The 23,941-nt window shown below is 64.8% G+C and carries 22 protein-coding genes; 20 read left to right on the forward strand and 2 right to left on the reverse strand.

Annotated elements, in window-relative coordinates; genetic code table 11:
- Positions 1-26 precede the first annotated feature (26 nt).
- Positions 27-2,195: an anthranilate synthase component I gene (locus OVA12_RS22960; protein WP_268141128.1), complete on the reverse strand. Its 2,169-nt coding sequence runs from the start codon at positions 2,193-2,195 to the stop codon at positions 27-29.
- Between the two features lie 575 nt (positions 2,196-2,770).
- On the opposite strand from OVA12_RS22960, the gene OVA12_RS22965 reads away from it, so the two are divergent.
- The 8 genes from OVA12_RS22965 (at position 2,771) to OVA12_RS23000 (ending at position 10,872) form a co-directional block, all read left to right on the forward strand.
- Positions 2,771-5,056 carry a bifunctional salicylyl-CoA 5-hydroxylase/oxidoreductase gene (locus OVA12_RS22965; protein WP_268141130.1) on the forward strand — a complete coding sequence of 762 codons (2,286 nt, stop codon included), beginning with the start codon at positions 2,771-2,773 and terminating at the stop codon, positions 5,054-5,056.
- Complete coding sequence (locus OVA12_RS22970; RefSeq protein WP_268141132.1) at positions 5,053-5,805, forward strand: SDR family NAD(P)-dependent oxidoreductase; 753 nt, start codon at positions 5,053-5,055, stop codon at positions 5,803-5,805. The genes OVA12_RS22965 and OVA12_RS22970 overlap by 4 nt, the downstream gene beginning before the upstream one ends.
- A complete protein-coding gene (locus OVA12_RS22975) occupies positions 5,802-6,275 on the forward strand; it encodes a MarR family winged helix-turn-helix transcriptional regulator (protein WP_268141134.1) in 474 nt (157 codons plus the stop codon). Before OVA12_RS22970 ends, OVA12_RS22975 begins: the two co-directional genes overlap by 4 nt.
- Positions 6,272-7,084 (forward strand): enoyl-CoA hydratase family protein, encoded by an 813-nt coding sequence (locus OVA12_RS22980; protein ID WP_268141136.1) that lies wholly within the window; start codon positions 6,272-6,274, stop codon positions 7,082-7,084. Before OVA12_RS22975 ends, OVA12_RS22980 begins: the two co-directional genes overlap by 4 nt.
- Before the next feature lies 1 nt (position 7,085).
- Positions 7,086-8,234, forward strand: coding sequence for an acyl-CoA dehydrogenase family protein (locus OVA12_RS22985; RefSeq protein WP_268141138.1), 1,149 nt, complete (start codon positions 7,086-7,088; stop codon positions 8,232-8,234).
- Positions 8,231-8,650, forward strand: coding sequence for an acyl-CoA thioesterase (locus OVA12_RS22990; protein WP_268141140.1), 420 nt, complete (start codon positions 8,231-8,233; stop codon positions 8,648-8,650). The genes OVA12_RS22985 and OVA12_RS22990 overlap by 4 nt, the downstream gene beginning before the upstream one ends.
- A gap of 14 nt (positions 8,651-8,664) precedes the next feature.
- The gene (locus OVA12_RS22995) at positions 8,665-9,111 is read left to right on the forward strand and encodes a RidA family protein (RefSeq protein WP_442793932.1); all 447 of its coding nucleotides are present in this window, start codon (positions 8,665-8,667) and stop codon (positions 9,109-9,111) included.
- A gap of 126 nt (positions 9,112-9,237) precedes the next feature.
- Positions 9,238-10,872 carry an AMP-binding protein gene (locus OVA12_RS23000; protein WP_268141143.1) on the forward strand — a complete coding sequence of 545 codons (1,635 nt, stop codon included), beginning with the start codon at positions 9,238-9,240 and terminating at the stop codon, positions 10,870-10,872.
- A 44-nt stretch (positions 10,873-10,916) separates the two neighbouring features.
- Here the strand turns inward: OVA12_RS23000 and OVA12_RS23005 are convergent, their stop codons facing one another.
- Entirely contained in the window at positions 10,917-11,819 is a 903-nt protein-coding gene (locus OVA12_RS23005; protein ID WP_268141145.1) for a LysR family transcriptional regulator, read from the reverse strand.
- A gap of 168 nt (positions 11,820-11,987) precedes the next feature.
- On the opposite strand from OVA12_RS23005, the gene OVA12_RS23010 reads away from it, so the two are divergent.
- The 12 genes from OVA12_RS23010 to phnD all read left to right on the forward strand — a co-directional run bounded on the left by OVA12_RS23010 (position 11,988) and on the right by phnD (position 23,929).
- Positions 11,988-13,421 (forward strand): NAD-dependent succinate-semialdehyde dehydrogenase, encoded by a 1,434-nt coding sequence (locus OVA12_RS23010; RefSeq protein ID WP_268141146.1) that lies wholly within the window; start codon positions 11,988-11,990, stop codon positions 13,419-13,421.
- A 62-nt stretch (positions 13,422-13,483) separates the two neighbouring features.
- Entirely contained in the window at positions 13,484-14,440 is a 957-nt protein-coding gene (locus OVA12_RS23015; protein WP_268141148.1) for a dihydrodipicolinate synthase family protein, read from the forward strand.
- Positions 14,441-14,465: 25 nt separating this feature from the next.
- On the forward strand, positions 14,466-15,008 hold the full coding sequence (locus OVA12_RS23020) for a 3-hydroxyanthranilate 3,4-dioxygenase (protein ID WP_106752205.1): 543 nt from the start codon (positions 14,466-14,468) through the stop codon (positions 15,006-15,008).
- A gap of 129 nt (positions 15,009-15,137) precedes the next feature.
- Entirely contained in the window at positions 15,138-16,304 is a 1,167-nt protein-coding gene (locus tag OVA12_RS23025; protein WP_268141150.1) for an ABC transporter substrate-binding protein, read from the forward strand.
- Between the two features lie 202 nt (positions 16,305-16,506).
- Complete coding sequence (locus OVA12_RS23030) at positions 16,507-17,421, forward strand: branched-chain amino acid ABC transporter permease (RefSeq protein ID WP_268141152.1); 915 nt, start codon at positions 16,507-16,509, stop codon at positions 17,419-17,421.
- The gene (locus tag OVA12_RS23035) at positions 17,421-18,404 is read left to right on the forward strand and encodes a branched-chain amino acid ABC transporter permease (protein WP_268141154.1); all 984 of its coding nucleotides are present in this window, start codon (positions 17,421-17,423) and stop codon (positions 18,402-18,404) included. The genes OVA12_RS23030 and OVA12_RS23035 overlap by 1 nt, the downstream gene beginning before the upstream one ends.
- Entirely contained in the window at positions 18,401-19,156 is a 756-nt protein-coding gene (locus OVA12_RS23040; RefSeq protein WP_268141155.1) for an ABC transporter ATP-binding protein, read from the forward strand. Before OVA12_RS23035 ends, OVA12_RS23040 begins: the two co-directional genes overlap by 4 nt.
- Positions 19,150-19,851 carry an ABC transporter ATP-binding protein gene (locus OVA12_RS23045; RefSeq protein ID WP_268141157.1) on the forward strand — a complete coding sequence of 234 codons (702 nt, stop codon included), beginning with the start codon at positions 19,150-19,152 and terminating at the stop codon, positions 19,849-19,851. Before OVA12_RS23040 ends, OVA12_RS23045 begins: the two co-directional genes overlap by 7 nt.
- Positions 19,838-20,656: an aspartate dehydrogenase gene (locus OVA12_RS23050; protein ID WP_268141158.1), complete on the forward strand. Its 819-nt coding sequence runs from the start codon at positions 19,838-19,840 to the stop codon at positions 20,654-20,656. The genes OVA12_RS23045 and OVA12_RS23050 overlap by 14 nt, the downstream gene beginning before the upstream one ends.
- Before the next feature lie 52 nt (positions 20,657-20,708).
- Entirely contained in the window at positions 20,709-21,587 is an 879-nt protein-coding gene (locus OVA12_RS23055; protein ID WP_268141160.1) for an alpha/beta hydrolase, read from the forward strand.
- A 529-nt stretch (positions 21,588-22,116) separates the two neighbouring features.
- Entirely contained in the window at positions 22,117-22,962 is an 846-nt protein-coding gene (gene phnC, locus OVA12_RS23060) for a phosphonate ABC transporter ATP-binding protein (RefSeq protein ID WP_268141162.1), read from the forward strand.
- 52 nt (positions 22,963-23,014) lie between these two features.
- Positions 23,015-23,929 carry a phosphonate ABC transporter substrate-binding protein gene (phnD, locus tag OVA12_RS23065; RefSeq protein ID WP_268141164.1) on the forward strand — a complete coding sequence of 305 codons (915 nt, stop codon included), beginning with the start codon at positions 23,015-23,017 and terminating at the stop codon, positions 23,927-23,929.
- The last annotated feature ends 12 nt before the right edge of the window (positions 23,930-23,941 follow it).

Below are 23,941 nucleotides of genomic sequence, written 5' to 3' on the forward strand. Positions count from 1 at the left end.
AGCCACAGGGCTGCCCGGCTCAGGCATCAGGCCTTGCGCGTCTTCACCAGCCGCGTGACCACATTCTCGATGATCTTGTGCCCGCCATCCTGATCGAGCGACATGATGCTCTCTGGATGGAACTGCACGGCGGCGATCGGCTCCAGCTCGTGCTCGATGGCCATGATGACGCCATCCTCGGTTTCCGCCGTGATGCGGAACTCCTTCGGTAGCTTGTCCTTCTTCGCATAGAGCGAGTGGTAGCGGCCGACGATCACCGGCGACTTCAGGCCCGCGAACAGCAGCGAGTTGCCGAGGATCGAGATTGGCGACGGCTTGCCGTGCATCGGCACGTCGAGCTGGCCCAGTTCACAGCCAAGTCCTTCCGCGAGGGCCTGCAGCCCGAGGCAGACGCCGAAGATCGGCAGCGCCCGCGCCCGTGCCCGGCCGATGGTGGCCGCGCAATCGAAGTCCTTCGGGCTACCCGGTCCCGGCGACAGCACGACCAGATCCGGATTGACGTCGTGGAAGACGTGGTCGGCCACCGGTGTGCGGTAGGTGACGACATCGGCCCCGGTCTGGCGGAAGTAGTTGGCCAGCGTGTGGACGAAACTGTCCTCGTGGTCGACGAGCAGGATCTTCAGGCCCTTGCCGGGCTTTGCGGCCTTCACCGTCTCGGCCGCCTTGACGGCAAGGCCGGCCTCGCGGACGGCCGCGCGCATGGCTTCGGCCTTCAGCTCGGTCTCGGCCTCTTCCTCTTCCGGCACGCTGTCATAAAGCAGCGTCGCGCCGGCGCGGATCTGGGCGACACCATCCTTGATGCGCACGGTGCGCAGCGTCAGGCCGGTGTTCATGTCGCCGTTGAACAGGACTGCGCCGATGGCCCCGCCATACCAGGCGCGCGGGCTCTTCTCGTTGGCCTCGATGAACTCCATCGCCCACCGCTTCGGCGCGCCGGTCACGGTGACGGCCCAGGCATGCGACAGGAAGGCGTCGAGCGCATCCATGTCCTCGCGCAGGATGCCCTCGATGTGGTCAACGGTGTGGATGAGGCGGGAGTACATCTCGATCTGGCGGCGGCCGATCACCTTGACCGAGCCGGGCACGCAGACGCGGCTCTTGTCATTGCGGTCTACGTCCGAGCACATGGTCAGCTCGGCCTCGTCCTTGGCCGAATTCAGGAGCTTGCGGATCTGCGCCTCGTCCTCGATGGCGTTCTTGCCGCGCCGGATGGTGCCGGAGATGGGGCAGGTCTCGACGCGCCGGCCCCCCGTGACGCGGACATACATTTCCGGTGATGCGCCAACGAGATATTCCCGGTTGCCGAGATTGAAGAAGAAGGAATAGGGCGACGGATTGATCTGCTGCAGCCGGCGCGAGACCGCCGACGGCGGATTTGCGCAGGGCTCGTAGAAGGTCTGGCCCGGTACCGTCTCGAAGAGGTCGCCGCGCTTGAAGTACTCCTTCGCCCGGTCGACGATCTTGGCATACTCGCCCGGCTCATGGTCGCCGCGGCCCGGATCCTCGTTGGCCGGCTGGTAATGCTGCTTCTCGCCGTCGCGCGGCAGGCCGCGGGTCATCTGGCCGTCGACCTCGAAGTCATACTCCAGCACATAGGCGCGCTTGGCGTGATGGTCGACGATCAGGATCTCGTCGGGCAGGAACAGCACCACGTCGCGCTGGTCGTCCGGCCGCTTCAGCTTCAGCTCGATCGGCTCGAACTGGAAGGCAAGATCGTAGCCGAAGGCGCCGTAAAGGCCGAGCTGGTCATCGTCGCAGGCAAACAGCTCCTTCAGCGCCCGCACGACCGAGAAGGTGGAGGGCTGGCGCGAGCGGTCTTCCTCGCGGAACGGCCCGTCCGGGGTCTTGACGACGAGATCGATGCGGCCGTCGCTTTCCGTGAGAGAGGCGACATCCGCGTGCGCCCTGAGCACGCGGGTGACTATCGGCATCAGGATGCGGCCGCGCGCGTTGAGCGCCCGGATCGAGATCGACCTGTCGGCAGCTTCCAGCACCAGCGGCGGATTGACGAGCGCCATGTCCCAGCGCGTGTAGCGGCCCGGATATTCATAGGAGGAGGAGAGAACGGCGCCGCGCTCGGCGTCGAGCCGGTCGATCCAGTCGGAGGTGCCGGAAGCATAGTCGGAGGGACGGGAGCTGCGGGTGATGGTCACCCCGCCTGCGGTCTTGAAGATCTGCTGAGCCGATGCCGGCATTCCGGTTTCCTCCACGTTGGGCCGCCGCTCCAGGCCTTGAACCTGCCCCCAGACAGACCGAAGGCCGCCTGCGGGTCTTGCCGCGGCGGCCTTTGGGTCAACTTCGATCACGTCAGGACATGAGAAATCGCAAGGCCGCTCTTATGCGTCCCGCCACCACCAGCCCTTGAGGATCATCTGCGTGTTCATGCCCGTTTGCGTAGCGCAGCCACGAGCGGCAGGCAACCGGGGAAGGGGGGCAAAAAATCCTCCCCGCAGCACTTCCCGCGCCCCTGTTGCAAAATAGACCAGTCGCTTCAAGCTTGAATTATTTGCGGTTTAGGCAAGGGGACCCGTTCTGGCAGCGCTGGTCGGGGCCGCGCCGCCGGCATGCGCGCCCGCTCTGGGGGATGATCGAATAAGACCGCCGAAGAACCCTGCCTTCAGCGGGCTGATGCCAAGGTCCGCTGAGACCTGATCGCCCTCCCAGAGCCGCACCTGCGCCGAGTTGTCACAATCCGATATTTCAAGCTTGAAATAATTTCCGGCTGGTGGCAGGCTCTTACTCAACAAGGCAAACGGAAGGGACTGCGGCAATGAAGATCCTGTGCTTGGGTGGTGGGCCTGCTGGCCTCTATTTCGCGATCTCGATGAAGCTGCGTGATGCCAGCCACGACATCACCGTGCTGGAGCGCAACCGCGCCAACGACACGTTCGGCTGGGGCGTCGTGCTGTCGGATGATGCGCTTGGCAAGATGGCGCTCAACGATCCCAAGAGCACCGAGGCGATCCGCTCCAACTTCGCCTACTGGGACGACATCGCTGTCATCCATGACGGCGTGCGCACCGTGTCGGGTGGTCACGGCTTTGCCGGTATCGGGCGCAAGAAGCTGCTGATCCTCCTGCAGGAACGCGCCCGCGAGCTCGGCATCACCATGCAGTTCGAGACCGAGTTCAAGTCGGCAGAAGACTATCGCAAGGATTATGATCTGGTGGTGGCCACCGACGGCATCAATTCGCTGGTGCGCCGCGAATATGCCGAGGTGTTCAAGCCGGATGTCGATGTGCGTCTGTGCAAGTTCATCTGGCTCGGCACGCACCAGAAGTTCGACGACGCCTTCACCTTTATCTTCGAGAAGACCGAACACGGCTGGATGTGGGTGCACGCCTACCAGTTCGATGCCGACACCGCGACCGTGATCGTCGAATGCACCCAGGAGACCTGGGACAAGTTCGGCTTCGAGCACATGTCGAAGGAAGAGACCATCGAGACCTGCGAGAAGGTGTTCGCGGATCACCTCGGCGGCCACAAGCTCATGTCCAACGCGGCGCATCTGCGCGGCTCGGCCGTGTGGATGAACTTCCCGCGCGTGATCTGTGACAAGTGGTATCACGAAAACGTTGTCCTGATGGGCGATGCGGCCGCCACCGGCCATTTCTCCATCGGCTCCGGCTCGCGCCTTGCCTTCGACAGCGCCATTGCGCTCGCCACCTATCTTCACTCCGAACCGACGCTGGAAGCGGCTTTCCAGCGCTATCAGGACGAGCGCCGGATCGAGGTGCTGCGCCTGCAGTCTGCGGCGCGCAACTCGCTGGAGTGGTTCGAGCAGGTCGAGCGCTATCTCGACATGCCGCCGACCCAGTTCGCCTATTCGCTGCTGACCCGCTCGCAGCGCATCAGCCACGAGAACCTGCGCCTGCGCGATGCTGCCTGGCTCGCCTCGGCCGAGGACTGGTTTGCCGAACAGGCGGGCGGCCAGAAGGGCCGGCGCCCCATGTTCCAGCCGTTCAAGCTGCGCAACATGACCCTGAAGAACCGCATCGTCCTGTCGCCGATGGCGCAGTACAAGGCGGTCGACGGCTGCCCGACCGACTGGCATCTCGTCCATTACGCCGAGCGCGCCAAGGGCGGGGCAGGGCTCATCTACACCGAGATGACCTGCGTCTCGCCGGAAGGCCGCATCACCCCGGGCTGCCCGGGCCTCTATGCGCCCGAGCATGAGGCCGCTTGGAAGCGTCTGGCGGACTTCGTCCATGCCGAGACGAGCGCCAAGCTCTGCATCCAGATCGGTCACTCCGGCCGCAAGGGCTCGACCAAGCTCGCCTGGGACGGCATTGACCAGCCGCTGGACAGCGGCAACTGGCCGATCCTCAGCGCCAGCGCCATCCCTTATCGTGCCCACAACCAGGTGCCCAAGGCGATGGACCGGACCGACATGGACATGGTGCGCGACCAGTTCGTCGCCGCCGCCCAGATGGCAAACCGCGCCGGCGTCGACATGATCGAAATGCACGCGGCCCACGGCTACCTGCTGGCCAGCTTCATCTCGCCGGTCACCAACCGCCGCACTGATGAATATGGCGGCTCGCTCGCGAACCGCATGCGCTATCCGCTCGAGATCTTCACCGCCATGCGCAAGGTCTGGCCGGACGAGAAGCCAATGTCGGTGCGCATCTCCGCCCATGACTGGATGGGCGAGGATGGCGTCACGCCAGAGGATGCGGTGGAAATCGCCCGCATGTTCCGCGCTGCCGGTGCCGACATCATCGACGTGTCCTCGGGCCAGACCGATCCGGGCGAGAAGCCGATCTATGGCCGCATGTTCCAGACCCCGTTCTCGGATCGCATCCGCAACGAGGCCGGCATCCCGACCATGACCGTCGGCAACATCTCGGAGTGGGATCAGGTCAACGGCATCCTGATGGCCGGCCGCGCAGATCTTGTCTGTCTCGCCCGTGCCCATCTGGCCGATCCCTACTGGACGCTGCATGCTGCCGTCGAGCAGGGGGACACGGCGTCCGAATGGCCCGCACCCTATAAGGGCGGCCGCGATCTCGCCTTCCGCCTGCGCGAACGGCAACAGGAGACGATCCGGGCATGACAACGGCAGGCGCGCAGCAGGGCCGCAGGGTCCTCATCACCGGAGGCGGCACCGGAACCGGTGCCGATCTCGCCCGCGGCTTTGTCGCGGCGGGGGCCGAGGTCGTGATCGCCGGGCGGCGCAAGGAACCGCTTGATGCGGTTGCTGCGCTCTATCCGGGTGTGCGCGCCATCCAGGCCGATGTCACGGATGAAGCAAGCGTCGCCGCGCTGTTTGACGCAGCCGGCCCCGTCGACATTGTCATCGCCAATGCTGGGGCGGCCGAAAGCGCGCCCCTCGGACGGACGTCGCTGGAGCAGTGGAATGCCATGTTGACGGTCAACCTGACCGGCGTGTTCCTCACCTTCCGGGCCGGCCTGAACCAGATGCGTGGCTGGGGGCGGCTGATTTCGGTCGCCTCCACCGCGGGGCTCAAGGGCTATGCCTATGTCGCCCCCTATGTGGCGGCCAAGCATGGCGTCGTCGGTCTGACCAAGGCGCTGGCCCTGGAAGTCGCGCGCAAACCCGTGACGGTGAACGCCATCTGCCCGGGCTTCCTCGACACGGAAATGACCGAGCGTTCCATTGCCAACATCATGGACAAGACGGGCAAGAGCCGGGACGAGGCGCTTGCCGCCCTGACCGCAACCAATCCGCAGGGGCGTCTGGTCCGCCCGGACGAGGTGACGGCCATGGCGCTTTATCTGTCGGGGCCGGGCTCGGAGGGCATCAACGGCCAAGCTCTGGCGATTTCGGGAGGCGAGGCATGACGAGCGATCCGAACGAACCGGTCAGCGAACCGCAGGTCTCCCTGTCGAAGCGCCGTCTGAAGACCTGGATCCGGCTGCTCGGGGTGACCCGGGCGGCCGAAGCGCATCTGCGCGAGTTCCTGCGCGTCGAGCATGACACGACCCTGCCGCGCTTCGACGTCATGGCCGCGCTCTACCGCCGCCGTGTGCCGATGAGCATGAGCGAGCTGTCGCGCATGCTGCTGGTCTCCAATGGCAACGCAACCACCGTCGTCGACCGGCTCGAAAAGGACGGACTGGTGCGCCGCGTGCCAAGCGAAGCTGACCGGCGCACGGTGCATGTGTCGCTGACCGACACGGGCCTTGCCCAGTTCGAACAGCTTGCGGCCGACCACGAGCGGGAGGTGGACATGCTGTTCTCCCGCCTGACCGACGCCGATTTCGACATCTTGAAAGACATCCTGAAGCGGATGGGGAAGGACAGCCAATGACCGAACTCGCCAACCTGAAGCCGCAGCATTTCCTGTGGCAGGTGGAGAACCGGATCGCCCGGGTCAGCCTCAACCGGCCGGACCGCAAGAACCCGCTCACCTTCGACAGCTACGCCGAGCTGCGCGACACGTTCCGCGCGCTGGTCTATGCAACCGACGTCGACATCGTCGTCTTTGCCTCCAACGGCGGCAACTTCTGCTCCGGCGGCGACGTGCATGACATCATCGGCCCGCTGGTCGACATGGACATGAAGGGCCTGCTCGCCTTCACGCGCATGACCGGCGATCTGGTCAAGGCGATGATCGGCTGCGGCAAGCCGATCATCGCGGCGGTTGATGGCGTCTGCGTCGGGGCGGGGGCGATTGTCGCCATGGCCAGCGACCTGCGGCTGGCCACGCCCGAGGCCAAGACCGCGTTCCTCTTCACCCGTGTTGGCCTTGCCGGCTGCGACATGGGCGCCTGCGCCGTACTGCCGCGCATCATCGGCCAGGGCCGGGCGGCCGAACTCCTCTACACCGGCCGCACCATGAGCGCGGCCGAGGGCGAACGCTGGGGCTTCTTCAACGCCCTGCATTCCGCCGAGACGCTGGAAGACGAGGCCATGGCGCTGGCCCGGCGCCTCGCCAGCGGCCCGGTGTTTGCCCATGGCATCACCAAGACCCAGCTGAACCAGGAATGGAACATGGGGCTGGAACAGGCCATCGAGGCCGAGGCTCAGGCCCAGGCGATCTGCATGCAGACACAGGACTTCGCCCGCGCCTACCACGCCTTCGTCAAGAAGGAAAAGCCGGTCTTCGAGGGCAACTGAGATGGCGGACCGCTCTTTTCTTGGCTGGCCCTTCTTCGAGCCGCGTCACCGCGAGCTGGCCGAAGGGCTCGACGCGTGGTGCCGGGATCATCTTCACGTCGATCATGGCGACACCGACGCGGCCTGCCGCAAGCTCGTGGCCGATCTCGGGCAGGCCGGATGGCTGACCCACTCGGGCGCAGGCGAGGGCGAGAAGCTGGATGTGCGCAGCCTCTGCCTCATCCGCGAGACGCTGGCCCGCCATGACGGCCTCGCCGACTTCGCCTTTGCCATGCAGGGGCTCGGCATGGGTGCTGTGTCGCTGTTCGGTTCGCCCGAACAACGCACCTGGCTCGACAAGACCCGCAAGGGCGAGGCGATCTCGGCCTTTGCCCTGACCGAGCCGGGCTCCGGCTCCGATGTCGCCAACACCCGCTCCACCGCCCGCGCGGTGCAGGGCGGCTACATCCTGTCCGGCGAGAAGACCTACATTTCCAACGGCGGCATTGCTGATGTCTATGTCGTCTTCGCCCGCACCGGCGAGGCGCCCGGCGCCAAGGGCCTGTCGGCCTTCCTGGTGCCGGCGGACGCAAAGGGGCTCGAGATCGTCGAGCGGATCGAGGTGATGGCGCCGCATCCGCTGGCGCATCTGCGCTTCAACGACATCGAGCTGCCCGACAGCGCCCTGATCGGCCGGCCCGGCGACGGCTTCAAGATCGCCATGTCCGTGCTGGACGTGTTCCGCTCCACGGTCGGTGCGGCGGCTCTCGGCTTTGCCCGCCGCGCCCTCGAGGAGGCGCTGGGCCGGGTCACGACGCGCGAGCTGTTCGGCGCACCGCTGGCCGACCTGCAGATGGTGCAGGGGCATATCGCCGACATGGCCCTGGGCGTCGACGCCTCGGCGCTCCTCATCTATCGCGCCGCCTGGACCAAGGACATGGGCGCTCCCCGCGTCAGCCGCGAGGCCGCTATGGCCAAGCTCCATGCCACGGAGACGGCGCAGAAGGTGATCGATGCCGCGCTGCAGCTGCATGGCGGCGATGGCGTGCGAAAGGGCTTCATGGTCGAAAGCCTCTACCGCGAGATCCGGGCTCTCAGGATCTACGAGGGCGCCAGCGACGTGCAGAAGATCGTCATCGCCCGTGCGGCGCTCGCGGAGCAGGTGTCATGAGCTACCAGCGGCACTTCGACATCACCTTCGGCCTCTGCGATGCCGCCGGGATCGTCTTCTATCCGCGCTATTTCGAGATGACCAACCTGATGGTCGAGCAGTTCTTCGCCGAAGTGCTGGACTATCCCTATTCCCGGATTCACCTCGAGGAGGGCAACGCCGTCCCGACCGTCCACATCGAAGCCGACTTCCGAGCGCCGTCGCGGCTCGGCGAGACGGTGACATGGACCCTCGACCTGACCCGGATCGGAACCAGCAGCGCCGACTTCGCGCTCCAGCTCACCAAGGACGGGGACACCCGTCTCGCCGTTCGCCTGACCCTCGTCTGGGTTGGCCGCGAGGGCCGGCCAGAGGCCTGGCCGACACGCCTGCGCGAGCGAATGGCCGCCCATTGCCTGAAAGGACAAGACCAATGACCGATGCAACGACCATGGCCCCCAATGCGGCCCCGACAGTCGCCAGCGGCCAGTCGCCGCACGAGTTCCTCAATCCGAAGTCCTGGAAGCCGGCGAAGGGCTACGCCAACGGCGTCGCCGCCCGCGGCCGCATGCTGTTTCTGGGTGGCCTGATCGGCTGGAACGGGCAGCAGGAATTCGAGACGGACGATTTCGTCGGCCAGGTCGACCAGACCCTGAAGAACATCGTCGAGGTCTTGGCCGAGGGGGGCGCCGGTCCGGAGCATCTCGTGCGCATGACCTGGTACGTGACCGACAAGCGCCTCTATCTCGACAACCTGCGCGAGATCGGCGCCGCCTACCGCCGTCACCTTGGCAAGAACTTCCCGGCGATGGCGCTGGTGCAGGTTGTCGCCCTGGTCGAGGACCGGGCGAAGGTCGAGATCGAGGCCACTGCAGTGGTCCCGGACGAGGCGGCCTGAGCCCAAGGGCCAGATCGCACGCAACAAGGTTCAGCAACATTACCGGCGGCAAAGACGGGTCACCCCGCATCCGGAACAGGAAGGCCGCCAGCCGCGTAAGCGGATGGAAGAACGAGGGGATAGAAAATGACCGCCAGCCTCAATCTGGGCCCCAGTGCCCATGTCGATACGTTCACGCGTGACAACCTGCCGCCAGCTGATCTCTGGCCGGAGATCCGTCTCGATGGCTTCGACTATCCGGATTTCATCAATGCCGGGGTCGAGCTGACCGACCGGCTGGTGGAGCAGGGGCTTGGCGACCATGTCGCTCTGATCGGCAACGGCCGTCAGCGCACCTACAAGGAACTGACCGACTGGACCAACCGCATCGCCCATGCGCTGGTCGAGGACTATGGCGTCAAGCCCGGCAACCGGATCCTCATCCGCTCGGCCAACAACCCGGCTATGGTCGCCTGCTGGCTTGCCGCCACCAAGGCCGGCGCGGTCGTGGTCAACACCATGCCGATGCTGCGCGCGGGCGAACTGGCCAAGATCGTCGAGAAGGCCGAAATCTCGCTCGCCCTGTGCGACACGCGGCTGATGGATGAGCTGGTCGCCTGCGCCAAGGAATCCAATTTCCTGAAAAAGGTCATCGGCTTCGATGGCACTGCCAACCATGATGCCGAGCTTGATCGGGTCGCCCTGTCAAAGCCGGTCCGGTTCGAGGCCGTGAAGACGGGCCGTGATGATGTGGCGCTTCTGGGCTTCACCTCCGGCACGACCGGCGTGCCCAAGGCCACCATGCATTTTCACCGCGACATCCTGATCATCGCCGACGGCTACGCGCGCGAAGTGCTGGGCGTGACGCCGGAGGATATCTTCGTCGGCTCCCCGCCGCTCGCCTTCACCTTCGGCCTCGGCGGTCTCGCCGTATTCCCGCTGCGGTTCGGCGCTGCCGCAGCTCTGCTGGAAACCGCCTCGCCGCCGAACCTGATCGAAATCATCCAGAAGTACCGCGCCACCGTCTGTTTCACCGCGCCGACCGCCTACCGCGTGATGCTGAAAGCGATGGAGGAGGGCGCGGACCTCTCCAGCCTGCGTGCCGCGGTGTCTGCCGGCGAGACGCTGCCGGCGCCCGTCTATGAGGAATGGATGGCCAAGACCGGCAAGCCGATGCTGGACGGCATCGGCGCAACCGAGATGCTGCACATCTTCATTTCCAACCGCTTCGGCGACAGCCACCCAGCCTGCACCGGCAAGCCGGTCACCGGCTACGAGGCCCGCATCGTCGACGAGGCCGGCAACGAGCAGAAGCGGGGCGACGTGGGCCGTCTCGCCGTGCGCGGGCCGACCGGCTGCCGCTATCTTGGCGACCATCGCCAGACCGGCTACGTCCAGAACGGCTGGAACATCACTGGTGATGCCTTCTGGCAGGACGAGGACGGCTATTTCCACTTTGCCGCCCGCAACGACGACATGATTGTCTCCGCCGGCTACAACATCGCCGGGCCGGAAGTGGAAGCCGCGCTGCTGTCGCATGATGATGTGCTCGAATGCGCTGTGATCGGCGCTGCCGACGAGGAACGTGGCCAGATCGTCGAGGCGCATGTGGTGCTCGCCGCCGGTGTCGAGCCGGATGCGGCGACGGTCAAGCGGCTGCAGGATCACGTCAAGGCGGTGATCGCACCCTACAAGTACCCGCGCCGGATCCTTTTCACCGACGCCCTGCCCAAGACCCAGACCGGCAAGATCCAGCGTTTCCGCCTGCGCGAGACGAGCTGATCCGGTTCGGACACCTTGCGCCCCAAGTTGTCCCAGGGGCCTTGTTACTCCGCAGCCAGCCGGCGCAGGGCGCGGCTTAGATGTTCGATGAAGGCATTGGCGGCCGGCCCGGGTGGCCGGTCGCGGGATTTCAGCAGCATCACTTCGCGGGCAATCACCGGTTCGTCCAGCGGAACGGCGCGAAGGCTTTCGTGCCGGATTGCGGCGCGGGCATAGGTCGGCAGAACCGCAACGCCGAGCCCGGCCTCGACCAAGGCCAGCGCGGTGGTCACCTGCGTCACCTCGAAGGCGATGCGCGGTGGCGTCTGCGCGGCCTCAAACCCGACCTCGACCAGCAGACGGATGCCGGATTCGCGTGTCAGCGTGATCAGCGGCAGGTCCGCCAGTTCGCGCCAGGCGACCCGGTCGCGGCCGGCAAGCACGCTTTGCGCCGGGCAGAACAGCATCAGGCTGTCGCGGATCAGCGGCTGGCGTTCGATGTCATCATCGGCTGGCGGAAACGTGCCAATGCCGCAATCGGCCTTGGCCGTGCGGATGGCATCGAGGATCTGCTCCGTGCCCACATCCGAGAGCTGGACGACGATCCCCGGATAGGCTGCCTGGAACTCCGCGATCACCTTCGGCAAAACGTAGCTGGCCAAGAGGGGAGGGGCCGCGACCCTGAGTTTGCCCCGCCGCCGTTCGGCCAGCATATGCACCCCTTCCACCGCATGTTCCAGATCGTCCATGATCTTGGCGCCGGCGATATGGAACTCACGTCCGGCATCCGTCAGCACGACCCGGCGCGTCGTCCGGTCAAACAGGCGCACACTCAGCTCGGCCTCAAGGTCCTTGATCGCCTGCGACAGGGCCGGCTGCGCCGTGTTGAGCCGCTTGGCGGCCATGGAAAAGCTTCCGGCCTCTGCAACGGCGAGAAAGCCCTGGATCTGCTTGAGCGTGAGTTTCATCGGATCGGCCCCTGATCGATGGGCAATTCATATCGAAATCAGGATTAATTTATCCGATAAATCCGCCTTGTCGATAATTCATCTTTGTCCGATCCTCTTGATCAACACCACGCCAGGGCGGTGAGCCAATCTGGCGGCCAACAAAATCTGAGGAACAGAGGCCCGGACATGCGCGACTATCCCGATCTCCAGCTTTACATCGGCGGCGCCTGGCGCAAGACGGCGGACCACCTGCCGGTGATCAATCCGGCCGACGAGACCGAGATCGGCAAGCTGCCCGTCGCTGCGACTTCTGACCTCGACGATGCCCTTGAGGCGGCGGCGCGCGGCTTCGAGATCTGGCGCCGGACCGCACCGATGCGCCGGGCCGAGATCATCCGCAAGGCGGCAAGCCTCCTGCGCGAGCGGGTCGAGGACATCGCCCCGGACATCACCCGCGAGCACGGCAAGACGCTGCAGCAGGCCCGCCTCGAAGTGATCCGCGGCGCCGAGTTCTTCGAATGGGATGCCGGTGAAGCCGAGCGTCTCTATGGCCGCATCATCCCCAGCGAGCCGGGCATCCGCTACATGGTGCATCACCAGCCGATCGGCACGGTGGCGGCCTTCTCGCCCTGGAACTTCCCGCTCAGCCAGCCGGCCCGCAAGGTTGCCGGCGCGCTCGCTGCCGGATGCTCCATTATCCTGAAAGCCGCCGAAGAAACCCCGGCTGGCGCCTGGCACATCGCGCGCGCTTTCCATGACGCCGGCCTGCCGGCTGGCGTCTTGAACCTCGTCTTTGGCGTACCGGCGACGATCTCGGACTATCTGATCCCGCAGCCGCAGGTCCGCCTCGTCGCCTTCACCGGCTCGACCGTGGTCGGCAAGCACCTGACCGGGATCGCCGCCCGCTACGCCAAGCCCGTGCTGATGGAACTGGGCGGTCATGCCCCGGTGATCGTCTGCGATGATGCGGATCCGGTGAAGGCCGGCATCACCTCCGCCATCCGCAAGGCGCGCAATGCCGGCCAGGTCTGCACCTCGCCGACGCGCTTCTTCGCCGATGAAAAGATCTTCGCCGCCTATCGCGATGCCTTTGTCGAGCGTGCAAAGGCCGTGAAGATGGGCAACGGCCTCAACCCCGAGACCGAAATGGGCCCGACTGCCAACCACCGCCGCGTCGAGGCGATGGAGATGCTGGTGGCCGACGCCGTGGCCAAGGGCGCCAAGCTGCTGACTGGCGGCCAGCGCCCGAACACGCCCGGCTACTTCTATCCGGTCACCGTCCTGTCGGAAGTTCCGGACGATGCCCGGGTGATGCAGGAGGAGCCCTTCGGCCCGCTCGCCATCATCAATCCGGTGGCGTCGCTGGACGAGGCGATCAAGCGCGCCAATGGCGTGCCCTATGGCCTGGCCGCCTATGCCTTCACCAACTCCGCCGCCAATGTCGACCGCATCACCGATGAGGTCGAGGCCGGCAATGTCTCGATCAACACGCTGGAAGCCTCGGTTGCCGCGACGCCCTTCGGCGGCGTCAAGGAAAGCGGCTTTGGCCGCGAAGGCGGAGCGGAAGGCATCCTGCATTACACGGTCGTCAAGACCGTCTCGCATCGCATGGAAATCTGACCGGCCACGCTGGCTGCCCCGACCCCTTTCGACCGGCACCGGTCCTGCATGAGGTTGCTGACATGAAATACTCCCGCAAGGACGCCAAGGCGCATGCATTCGCCACCATGCGCGGCATCTGGGCTGCAGCCCTGATGCCCTTCCGCGAAGACCTCTCGATGGACGAGGAGGGCTTCCGCGCCAACATGAACCACTGGATCGACGACCTCGGCATCGACGGCTTCTTCATCGCCGGCAAGCAGGGCGAGTTCTTCTCCATGTCGCTGGACGAGCGCAAGCGCTGCTTCGATCTGGCCGTCGAGGCGGCCGGCGGCCGCGCCCAGACCATCATGTCCTGTTCCGACCAGAACATGGACGTGGTGATCGATCTCGCCCGCCATGCGCAGGCTTGCGGCGCCGACTATATCGTCGTGCATGCGCCGATCCTGCATTTCTTCAAGGCCCAGGATGAGACGCTCATCCGCTACTACGAGACGATTGCCTCGAAGGTCGACATCGGCATCGCGCTGTGGTCGCATCCAGACAGCGGCTACCTGATGAGCCCGGAACTGTGCAACCGCCTGGCCGATATCGAGAATGTCGTCGCGATCAAGTATTCTGTCCCGCGCGACATGTACAAGCAGCTCACCGCGCTTGCCGGTGACCGCATCCTCGTCTCGACCGCCTCGGAAGAGGAATGGCTGGACAACATCCTGGAGCTGAACTGGCAGCTGTATCTCTGCTCGTCGCCCCCGTATCTGATCCAGACCGCCGCCGACAAGCGCATGCGCGCCTACACGGATCTTGCCTTTGCCGGCAAGGCCGACGAGGCGCGCGCCATCAGTGCCTCGCTTGAGCCCGTCCGCCACGCGCTCAAGAGCACCCGCCCTGCCGAAAAGCCCCATTCGCACCAGAAGTACTGGCAGGACCTCCTGGGCCAGACCGGTGGCCGGGTCCGCCCGCCGCTGCTCGAACTCACCGAAGAAGAAAAAGCCCGCACACGGGCCGCATTTGACGCTTGCGGGCTCAAGCTCGCGTGACCTTGCCTCAAAGAGGAGATCAGTGATGGCAAGACTTCAGGCCTTTAATTTCCAGAAGTGGATCGATGAACACAAGCACCTCCTGAAGCCGCCGGTCGGCAACCAGATGGTGTTCAAGGATGCCGACCTGATGGTCACGGTCGTCGGCGGCCCGAACAAGCGGACCGACTATCACGACGACCCGGTGGAGGAGTTCTTCTACCAGCTCAAGGGCGACATGCTGCTGAAGCTCTATGACGGCAAGGAGTTCTACGACGTGCCGATCCGTGAGGGCGATGTGTTCCTGCTGCCGGCCCACGTGCGTCACTCGCCGCAGCGCCCGCAGGAAGGCTCCATCGGCCTCGTCATCGAGCCGGCGCGCCCCGAGGGTGAGCTGGATGCGGTCGAGTGGTACTGCTTCGAGTGCCAGACGCTGGTGCACCGGGCTGAGGTTGATCTGGAGTCGATCGTTGATGATCTGCCGCCGATCTACAAGGCATTCTATGCCGATGAAGCCAAGCGCACCTGCCCGAACTGCGGCACCATCCACCCGGGCAAGGAGCCGCCGGAAGGTTGGGTGAAGCTGTAATTGTTTTAGGCTTGAAATATTCGACAACACTGTGCAAGCTGCAAGCCGACAACAAGATCAAGACCGGGGCCGGCGTATCACGCCGGTATCCGGCTGAGTGCCGCAAGGCGAAAAACAGAGGGTGAAGACATGAGAAAGAAACTGATTCTGGCCGCAGCGGGCATCGCTGCGCTGATGAGCGGCACTGCCATGGCGCAGGACCCGCTGAAGATCGGCATGATCACGACCCTGTCCGGCCCGGCCGGCTACCTCGGTCAGGACATCCGCGACGGCATGCTGCTCGCCATCGAGATGGAAGGCGGCAAGCTGGGCGGCGTGCCGGTCGAGCTGGTTGTCGAAGACGATGGCCTGAAGCCGGGCAACGGCCGTCAGATCGCCGAAAAGTTCATGGGCGATGAAGGCATGAAGCTCCTGACGGGCATCGTGTTCTCCAACGTTGCCGGTGCAACGGTTCCCGACATCGTCAACAATGACGCCATCTACATCTCGCCGAACGCCGGTCCGTCGAACCTGGCCGGTGCCGAGTGCAACAAGAACTATTTCGTCGTCTCCTGGCAGAACGACGCCCTGCATGAAGCAGCTGGCGCCGCTGCCAAGAAGCTCGGCTTCAAGAAGGCCTTCGTGCTCGCGCCGAACTACCAGGCCGGCAAGGACGCCATCAACGGCTTCAAGCGCACGTTCGGCGGCGAGATCATCGGTGAAGTCTACACCCAGCTCGACCAGACCGACTTTGCCTCGGAAATGGCCCAGATCCGCGCCGCTGATCCGGAAGTCGTGTTCCAGTTCCATCCCGGTGGTCTCGGCATCGCCTTCCTGAAGCAGTATGCCCAGGCCGGCCTGACGGGTCAGATCCCGATGGTTTTGTCCGAGCCGTCCACCGATGCGGTGGTTCTGAATGCTGTGGGTGACGGCGCGATCGGCATTTTCGCCACCGCGCACTGGAACCGCGATTTCGAGAACGACGCCAACCTCGAGTTCGTTCAGGCGTGGGACAAGAAGTACGGCCGTCCGATCACCTATTACGCCTCGCAGGGCTATGACACCGCGAAGCTGATTGCCTCGGCACTTGCCAAGACCGGCGGCGTCGACGATCTCGACAAGTTCCGCGAAGCGGTTCGCGCGGCGGACTTCAAGAGCGTTCGCGGCGACTTCAAGTTCGGCAAGAACCAGCACCCGGTCCACGACTGGTACCTGCTCGACATCGTTGCCGGTGCCGATGGCAAGCCGACAGCCGTGACCAAGGACAAGCTCCTTGAAGACTATGGCGACGCCTACGCCGATCAGTGCAAGATGTAAGCTGACGATCAGCTGAGGTCGGGGACGCGGTGGCAAGCCTGCCGCGTCCCCGGTTCCAGCGGGACGTCAGACTGAACCACCGGGCGCGCGATCCGGGCAGGAGGGCTGTGTTCTGGCCCGCCTGCCGGTTTGGAGCTGGCTTTGCGTTGATACGCCAGGCCGGCCCGCCTAGGTTTTGGCACTCAAATCATCGGGCGGGCGGATGATTCTCGTTCTCGAACAAATTCTGAATGGCCTCCAGTACGGCGTGATGCTGTTTCTGCTGGCGGCCGGGCTGACCCTGATCTTCGGCATCATGGGCGTCATCAACCTTGCGCATGGCTCGCTCTACATGGTCGGCGCCTATGCCGGGACCTATGTTGCCGCCGAGACCGGCAGCTTCTGGCTGGGTCTTCCCGCAGCGCTGGCTGCGGCCGCCGTCACCGGCCTTGCCATTGAAGCGCTGGTGATCCGCCGGCTCTACAACCGCGATCACCTTGATCAGGTGCTGGCGACCTTCGCCCTCATCCTGATGTTCAACCAGATCATCGTCATGCTGTTCGGGCGCTCTCCGGTTTTCACGTTGCTGCCGGCGGCGTTTGACGGCTCCGTCGAGATCCTGCCTGGCCTGTTCTATCCGCCTTACCGGCTGCTGATCATCGGCGCGGGCCTTCTGGTGGCGGTCGGCCTCTATTTCCTTATCAACCGCACCCGTATTGGCATGCTGGTGCGCGCCGGTTCGACCAACCGCGACATGGTGCGTGCGCTGGGTGTCGACATCCGGCTCCTTTACACGGTCGTGTTCGGGCTGGGGGCGCTGCTTGCGGGTCTGGCCGGCTACATGGCCGGTCCGATCCTGGCGGTCCAGGTCGGCATGGGTGAACAAATCCTTCTGGCGACATTTGTCGTCGTCGTCATCGGCGGCGTCGGTTCAATCCGCGGCGCGTTCGTCGCGGGCATCGCGCTCGGCGTCATCGACACCTGCCTGCGGGCCTTCCTGCCTGGCCTCCTGCGCAATGTCATGCCGGCTTCTGAAGCGGATGCGCTGGGTGTCGGCATTTCCTCGATGGGCATCTATCTGCTGATGGCTCTCGTCCTTCTCATCCGGCCCAAGGGCCTGTTCGCAGCGGGGTCGTGATGCGCAACCGGATCCTCGCACTGCTGCTCATCTGCGTGCTGATCGCGCTTCCGACGATCACCCGCGAACTCGGCGAAGCCTCGCTCCTGGCGCTCGCCACCCGTATCCTGATCTACGGCATGGCAGCAGCAAGCCTCAACTTCATCCTTGGCTACGGCGGGATGGTCAGTTTCGGACATGCGGCCTTCTTCGGCATCGGCGCCTATGTGGTCGGCATCCTGGCGACGCACCACGCCAGCGGCGAACCGCTGTTCGGGATCATCCCCGGCACAGACCAGATGCTCGTGACCCTGCCGCTCGCCGTGCTGGTGGCCGGCGCCTTCGCGGCCGCGATCGGTGCCCTGTCCCTGCGCACTGGCGGCGTGCAGTTCATCATGATCACGCTGGCCTTCGCCCAGATGCTGTTCTTCCTCTTCGTCTCGCTGAAGGCCTATGGCGGTGAGGACGGCATCATCATCAGCCGCACCAACGCGCTGCCCGGCCTCAACATGCGTGACAAGGCGACGTTCTACTATGTGGTCCTAGCCATCGCCGTGCTGTTCTTCTTCGGCCTGCGCCGGCTCACCCAGTCAAGCTTCGGCACCGTGATCTCCGGTATCCGCCAGAACGAGCGGCGGATGGCTGCGCTCGGCATACCCGCCTATCGCTACAAGCTCTATGCCTTCATTCTGTCAGGCATGGGCGCAGGGCTTGCCGGGGCGCTGATGGCCAACTTCCTGCGCTTCGCCTCGCCAGACATGATGCACTGGACCAAGTCGGGCGAGCTGATGATCATGGTCATCCTGGGCGGCGTCGGCACCTTGTTCGGTCCGTTCCTTGGCGCCGGTGCCTTCCTGATCCTGGAAACCTTCCTGGCTGAATGGTCCGAGAACTGGCCCTTTGCGCTCGGCTTGATCCTGCTGGTCGTGGTGCTGGGCACCCGCGGGGGGCTTCAGGCGCTGATCGACCGCGTCACGGCGCTTGTCAGGGGAGGGGCCAAATGAGCGTGATCCTGTCTATTGAAGGCCTTGTGAAGACCTTCGGCGGCCTCATTGCCACCGACCATGTGAGCCTCGATGTCCGCGAAGGCGAGATCCATGCGCTGATCGGCCCCAACGGGGCCGGCAAGTCCACCCTGATCAACCAGCTCTGCGGCGAACTCACGTCCGACGAGGGCACGATCCGTCTCGGTGGTCAGGACATCACTGGCCTGAAAGTACCCGAGCGTGTCGCCCTCGGCCTCGGCCGGACGTTCCAAATCACCAGCCTGTTGGACGAGCTGACCGTTCTGGAGAACGTCGGCATGGCCATCCAGGTGCGGGAAGGTGGGAACTTCCGCATCTTCGACCTGGCGCGCAAACGCCGGGCCGTGTGGGATGAGGCCGCCGCCTTTGTCGCCGGCAGCGGCCTTGCCAATCGCGCGGCCATCCGCGTTGCCGACCTGTCGCATGGCGAGAAGAAGCAGCTGGAGCTGATTGTTGCGCTTGCCATGAAGCCGCGCCTCCTCCTGCTTGACGAGCCGATGGCCGGTCTCGGCCATGTCGAAAGCCAGGCGATGATCGGCATGCTGAGCGAGACCCGCAAGAGCGCGGCCATGCTGCTTGTCGAGCATGACATGGAGGCGGTCTTCGCCCTCGCCGACCGCATCTCCGTGCTCGTCTATGGCCGCATCATTGCCAGCGGTACCGTTGACGAGATCCGCAACAACCCGGCCGTGCGCGAGGCCTATCTCGGGGCGGAGGACGAACTGTGCTGAGCGTCTCCAATCTTCAGGCCGCCTATGGCGAGAGCCAGGTCCTGTTCGACGTCAATCTCGAGATCCGGGATGGCGAGGTCGTGACCCTCATGGGCCGCAACGGCATGGGCAAGACCACCACGGTCCGCTGCATCATGGGGCTTCTGAGCCCGCGCGGCGGTGCCATCCAGTTCGAGGGCGTCGCCACCGCCGGGCTTGCGCCGGAGCGCATTGCCCGGCTCGGCGCCGGCCTGGTGCCGGAAGGCCGTCAGATCTTCTCGACGCTGAAGGTGCGCGAGAACCTGGTCGCCACAGCCTCCAACCGGTTGAAGCGGTCCGATCCCTGGACGCTGGACCGGGTCTATGCCCTGTTCCCGCGTCTGAAAGAACGCTCCGAGCAGGTGGCTGGAACGCTGTCGGGCGGCGAGCAGCAGATGCTCGCCGTCGGCCGGGCGCTGATGACCAATCCCCGCCTCCTCATCCTTGACGAGGCAACCGAGGGGCTCGCGCCGGTGATCCGCACGGAGATCTGGCACTGCATCGAGCACCTGAAGCGGGAAGGGCAGTCGATCCTGCTCATCGACAAGAACCTGTCGGTGCTCAAGCGCCTGGCTGACCGGCACTACATCGTTGAAAAGGGCCGGACGGTCTGGATCGGAACCGGTGCTGACATGGACCGTGACGTGGAACGGGTAAAGACCTATGTCGGCCTCTGACCTGCCTGTCGCCCTGGTCGGATGGGGGGCTATCGCCCGCCGCGTCGGGGCACTGCTGGCCGAGCGCAAGGCTCCGGTCCGGATTGTGGCGGTGGCCACGCGCGAAGCCGGAGCCTCTCTGGAGGGCCTGCCCGAGGGCTGCCGTCACATCACACAGCCGGAAGAGCTGACAACGGGCGCGGGTGAACTGCCGCGCCTCGTTCTCGAGGCGGCTGGCCGCGACAGCGTCGCTCCCTGGGGGCGTGCCGCTCTGGCCGCTGGCATCGACTTGGCCGTTTCCTCGACCTCGGCTTTCGTGTCTGGCGACCTTCTGGACGAGTTCCTGACGCTCGCGCGTGGCTCCGGCGCTCAGCTGCTCGTGCCCCCCGGCGCGCTTGGCGGTATCGATGCGCTGTCAGCGGCCTCCCGGCTCGAATTGACGCGTGTCCGCCACGACATCATCAAGCCACCGGCCGCCTGGCGCGGGACGCCCGCTGAACAGGCCTGCGATCTGGCATCGCTGACCGGCGCATATGTGTTCTTCGAAGGCAGCGCCCGGGACGCCGCAGCCGCCTATCCTCAGAACGCCAATGTCGCGGTGATCTCCGCCATGGCGGGGCTCGGCCTTGACCGGACCGAAGTCGCGCTGGTGGCCGATCCTGCGGCAACCGGCAACGGCCACCGGATCCGGGCATCCGGCGCCTTCGGCGAGATGGACCTGAGTTTCTCGAACCGTCCGCTGGCCACCAATCCGAAATCCTCCGAAATGACCGCCCTGTCGCTGGTCCGCCTGATCGAGAACCGTGCCGGCACGCTTGTCCTCTAGCGCTGACGGACTGGGATTGCTGCGACCCTGACTGGCTGAAAGGAAAACAGAGATGTCCGATCTTCCCGCAACGGCTGCAGGTCTTATCGCCGAGGGCAACTGGCCACGCGATCGTCTGGATGGCGACTACACCGCACGCAACTGCGTCGCGCCGGACGTCTTCACGACCATCATCGGTGACTATTTGTCACGCTCGGCTCCAGCCAGAGCCATGGCAGGGGCGCGGCTGGATCTCGTCTATGACGAGACCAGCGGCGAGAAGCTCGACCTTTATGGCACCCGCGCGGGCGAACTGCGCCCGCTGGTGCTGTTCATTCACGGTGGCTACTGGCGCGCCCTGTCAAAGGAGCATTCGGCCTTCATGGCCCCGATGCTGGCAGACCTTGGGATTGCGTCCGCTGCACCGGATTACACGCTTGCACCGGCCGCCAGCCTCACCGAGATCACCCGCCAGATGCGCGCGGCGCTGGCTCATCTCTGGCACAATGCCGACAGCCTTGGCATTGACCGCAACCGGATTGTCGTGACGGGCAGTTCCGCAGGCGGCCATCTGGCCGGGACGCTGATGATGGGCGGCTGGCAGGACAGCTTCGGGCTGCCTGCGCAGGTCCTCAAGGGCGCTTTGCCGCTCAGTGGTCTGTTCGAGCTGGCCCCGGTGGCTGGCTCCCATGTTCAGGACTGGATGCAGCTGACGCCAGACGAGGTGCAGGCCCTCAGCCCCTTGCGTCAGATCGATGGCGCGCCGCGGTCCGTCATCGCCGTGGCTGAACACGAGACAGCCGGCTTCCATCGCCAGACCCGCGCCTATGCAAATGCGCTGCAAGCACCCGAAATCATCGCAAGCGGGCGTAACCACTTCGACATCGTCTTCGATCTCTGCGATCCCTCCACCGACGTCGGCCAGGCGCTGCTGCGTCTGGTCACTGCGTGATGTGATCGCCGCGCGGCGGCGCCCAGTGCGACCGCCTCTCAAGTCCAGCAATCGATGACAACGGCCCCGGGGACACATGAGCTCCGGGGCCGTTCCCGTTTCTGCCTGTCCGATCGTCCTGCAAGGCCTCGATAGCCGCGCTCTGTCGCCGCCGCGAGTCAGATCGCGACCCTCCTCGAGGCGCCGACGCATTGCCCAGGACGCGCGCAGCAGGCCTGTTTTGCAAGATCGCGCCGGACCTCGACCGAGCAGCCATAGATGCTGTCATTGGAACCCATAGGCGGAATGCATTGTGACAGTCAGGTGAAATGCAGGGGCGTACTCCCCGGACGGACTGATGAATTCGCGCAGACGAACGTCATGAAATTGTAACAATGACAAGATGGCAGGACGTGATCGGCGCAGGATGCGCTCAGAATGTCATCGAAACTTCATTTTGAATTTAGAACTGAGAAAGGAAATGTCATCGGCCTGTTACAAAGACATGGCTCTTGTCGCCCCAACACAAGATCAAACAACGGGGCGTCCGGTGATCACCTTTGAAGGCGTAACCAAGCAGTTCGGCACTCGTGCAGCCGTCAACAACGTCACCTTCTCGATCGACAAGCCGCAGATGGTCGGCATCATCGGCCGCTCCGGCGCCGGCAAGTCGACCCTTTTGCGCATGATCAACCGCCTGACGCCGGCCACCTCAGGCCGCATCGTCATCGAGGGCCGCGATGTTCTGGCGCTTTCGGGTGCTTCGCAGCGCCGCTGGCAGCGCGACTGCGCCATGATCTTCCAGCAGTTCAATCTGGTGCCGCGCCTTGACGTGCTCACCAACGTGCTGCTCGGCCGCCTCAACATGCACGGCACGCTGCCGTCGATGTTCAAGCTGTTCACCCGTGAAGAGCGCGCTCAGGCCCTGATCAACCTTGATCGCCTGGGTATTGCCGAGACCGCTCTGCAGCGCGCCGAAAACCTGTCCGGTGGCCAGCAGCAGCGCGTGGCGATTGCCCGTGCCCTGACCCAGCAGCCGCGCATGCTTCTGGCTGACGAGCCGATCGCCTCGCTTGATCCGATGAATGCCCAGGTCGTCATGGACGCGCTGAAGCGCATCAACGTTGAAGACGGCCTGACCGTCATCTGCAACCTGCACACGCTCGATACCGCGCGCAATTACTGCGACCGCGTCATCGGCATGCGCGACGGCCGTGTCGTCTTCGACGGCGGCCCGCAGGAGCTGACCACTGCCGCCGCGCGCGAGATCTACGGCGCCGGTGAAAGTTTTGACGAGGCTTCGACCTCGACGTCCCTGACCGGTGGCCGTGCCCCCGCGTCGGACATTCCCGCTTCCGCCGGTGCGATGACGCCGGTGGCGACTGCTGCGGTCTGAACCTCAGCAACCTCAATTGTCATCCAAAGTCTGCATCCTCGGAGTACAGGACATGACCTTCTTCTCGAAAATCGCTTCCGCAGCCGCGGTGAGCCTCATTGCCCTGACCGCCACCCAGGCTGTCGCTGCTGAGCCGATCAAGGAATTCCGCATTGGCCTGCTCGGCGGCGAGAACGAAGCCGACCGTCTGCGCTCGAACGAGTGCCTCGTCAAGCGCTTTGAAAAGCTGCTGGGCGTTCCGGTCAAGCTGTTCCCGGCTGCCGACTATGCCGGCACCATGGAAGGCCTGAAGGGCGGCAACCTCGACTACGCCGAACTCGGCGCTTCGGGCTACGCTGGCATCCAGATCGACGCCCCGGGCATCGTTGAGCCGGTCGTCACCACCGAACAGATCGACGGCTCGACCGGCTACGTCTCGGTCATGCTCGTCAAGGCTGACAGCAAGTTCGACAAGGTCGCCGACCTGAAGGGCAAGAAGCTGGCCTACGCCGACCCGAACTCCACCTCGGGCTACCTCGTCCCGGTCGTTGCGCTCGCCAAGGAAGGCTTCAAGGACACCGAGTTCTTCGGTTCCACCACCTTCGCCGGTGGTCATGAGCAGTCCGTCCTCGCCGTCGTCAACGGTGACGTCGATGCTGGCGTGACCTGGGCTTCGGGCGTTGGCAAGTGGGAAGAAGGCTACTCCAACGGCAACCTGCGCAAGATGGTCGACAAGGGCATGCTCGACATGTCGACCGTTCGTCAGGTCTGGCAGTCGCCGATCATCCCGAACGGCCCGATCGTGATGCGCTCGAGCCTGCCGCAGGACGTCAAGGACAAGGTCAAGGCCTCGCTCCTGTCCTTCCACCAGGACGACAAGGACTGCCTCTACAAGGTCGCCGCTGGCGAGATCAATCGTTACGTCACGGTTGAGCCGGCGTTCTACGAGACCATCATCGAAGCCCGCAAGGCCACCATCAAGAAGTAATCTCTTGAAACG

Origin of the sequence: Pannonibacter sp. SL95, assembly GCF_026672425.1 — a bacterium.
Lineage (GTDB): Bacteria > Pseudomonadota > Alphaproteobacteria > Rhizobiales > Stappiaceae > Pannonibacter.

What these genes read in the sequence shown, in the direction of transcription:
- OVA12_RS22960 (WP_268141128.1), bottom strand. Translation starts at nt 2,195, where the DNA reads ATGCCGGCATCGGCTCAGCAGATCTTCAAGACCGCAGGCGGGGTGACC.
- OVA12_RS22965 (WP_268141130.1), top strand. Translation starts at nt 2,771, where the DNA reads ATGAAGATCCTGTGCTTGGGTGGTGGGCCTGCTGGCCTCTATTTCGCG.
- OVA12_RS22970 (WP_268141132.1), top strand. Translation starts at nt 5,053, where the DNA reads ATGACAACGGCAGGCGCGCAGCAGGGCCGCAGGGTCCTCATCACCGGA.
- OVA12_RS22975 (WP_268141134.1), top strand. Translation starts at nt 5,802, where the DNA reads ATGACGAGCGATCCGAACGAACCGGTCAGCGAACCGCAGGTCTCCCTG.
- OVA12_RS22980 (WP_268141136.1), top strand. Translation starts at nt 6,272, where the DNA reads ATGACCGAACTCGCCAACCTGAAGCCGCAGCATTTCCTGTGGCAGGTG.
- OVA12_RS22985 (WP_268141138.1), top strand. Translation starts at nt 7,086, where the DNA reads ATGGCGGACCGCTCTTTTCTTGGCTGGCCCTTCTTCGAGCCGCGTCAC.
- OVA12_RS22990 (WP_268141140.1), top strand. Translation starts at nt 8,231, where the DNA reads ATGAGCTACCAGCGGCACTTCGACATCACCTTCGGCCTCTGCGATGCC.
- OVA12_RS22995 (WP_442793932.1), top strand. Translation starts at nt 8,665, where the DNA reads ATGGCCCCCAATGCGGCCCCGACAGTCGCCAGCGGCCAGTCGCCGCAC.
- OVA12_RS23000 (WP_268141143.1), top strand. Translation starts at nt 9,238, where the DNA reads ATGACCGCCAGCCTCAATCTGGGCCCCAGTGCCCATGTCGATACGTTC.
- OVA12_RS23005 (WP_268141145.1), bottom strand. Translation starts at nt 11,819, where the DNA reads ATGAAACTCACGCTCAAGCAGATCCAGGGCTTTCTCGCCGTTGCAGAG.
- OVA12_RS23010 (WP_268141146.1), top strand. Translation starts at nt 11,988, where the DNA reads ATGCGCGACTATCCCGATCTCCAGCTTTACATCGGCGGCGCCTGGCGC.
- OVA12_RS23015 (WP_268141148.1), top strand. Translation starts at nt 13,484, where the DNA reads ATGAAATACTCCCGCAAGGACGCCAAGGCGCATGCATTCGCCACCATG.
- OVA12_RS23020 (WP_106752205.1), top strand. Translation starts at nt 14,466, where the DNA reads ATGGCAAGACTTCAGGCCTTTAATTTCCAGAAGTGGATCGATGAACAC.
- OVA12_RS23025 (WP_268141150.1), top strand. Translation starts at nt 15,138, where the DNA reads ATGAGAAAGAAACTGATTCTGGCCGCAGCGGGCATCGCTGCGCTGATG.
- OVA12_RS23030 (WP_268141152.1), top strand. Translation starts at nt 16,507, where the DNA reads ATGATTCTCGTTCTCGAACAAATTCTGAATGGCCTCCAGTACGGCGTG.
- OVA12_RS23035 (WP_268141154.1), top strand. Translation starts at nt 17,421, where the DNA reads ATGCGCAACCGGATCCTCGCACTGCTGCTCATCTGCGTGCTGATCGCG.
- OVA12_RS23040 (WP_268141155.1), top strand. Translation starts at nt 18,401, where the DNA reads ATGAGCGTGATCCTGTCTATTGAAGGCCTTGTGAAGACCTTCGGCGGC.
- OVA12_RS23050 (WP_268141158.1), top strand. Translation starts at nt 19,838, where the DNA reads ATGTCGGCCTCTGACCTGCCTGTCGCCCTGGTCGGATGGGGGGCTATC.
- OVA12_RS23055 (WP_268141160.1), top strand. Translation starts at nt 20,709, where the DNA reads ATGTCCGATCTTCCCGCAACGGCTGCAGGTCTTATCGCCGAGGGCAAC.
- phnD (WP_268141164.1), top strand. Translation starts at nt 23,015, where the DNA reads ATGACCTTCTTCTCGAAAATCGCTTCCGCAGCCGCGGTGAGCCTCATT.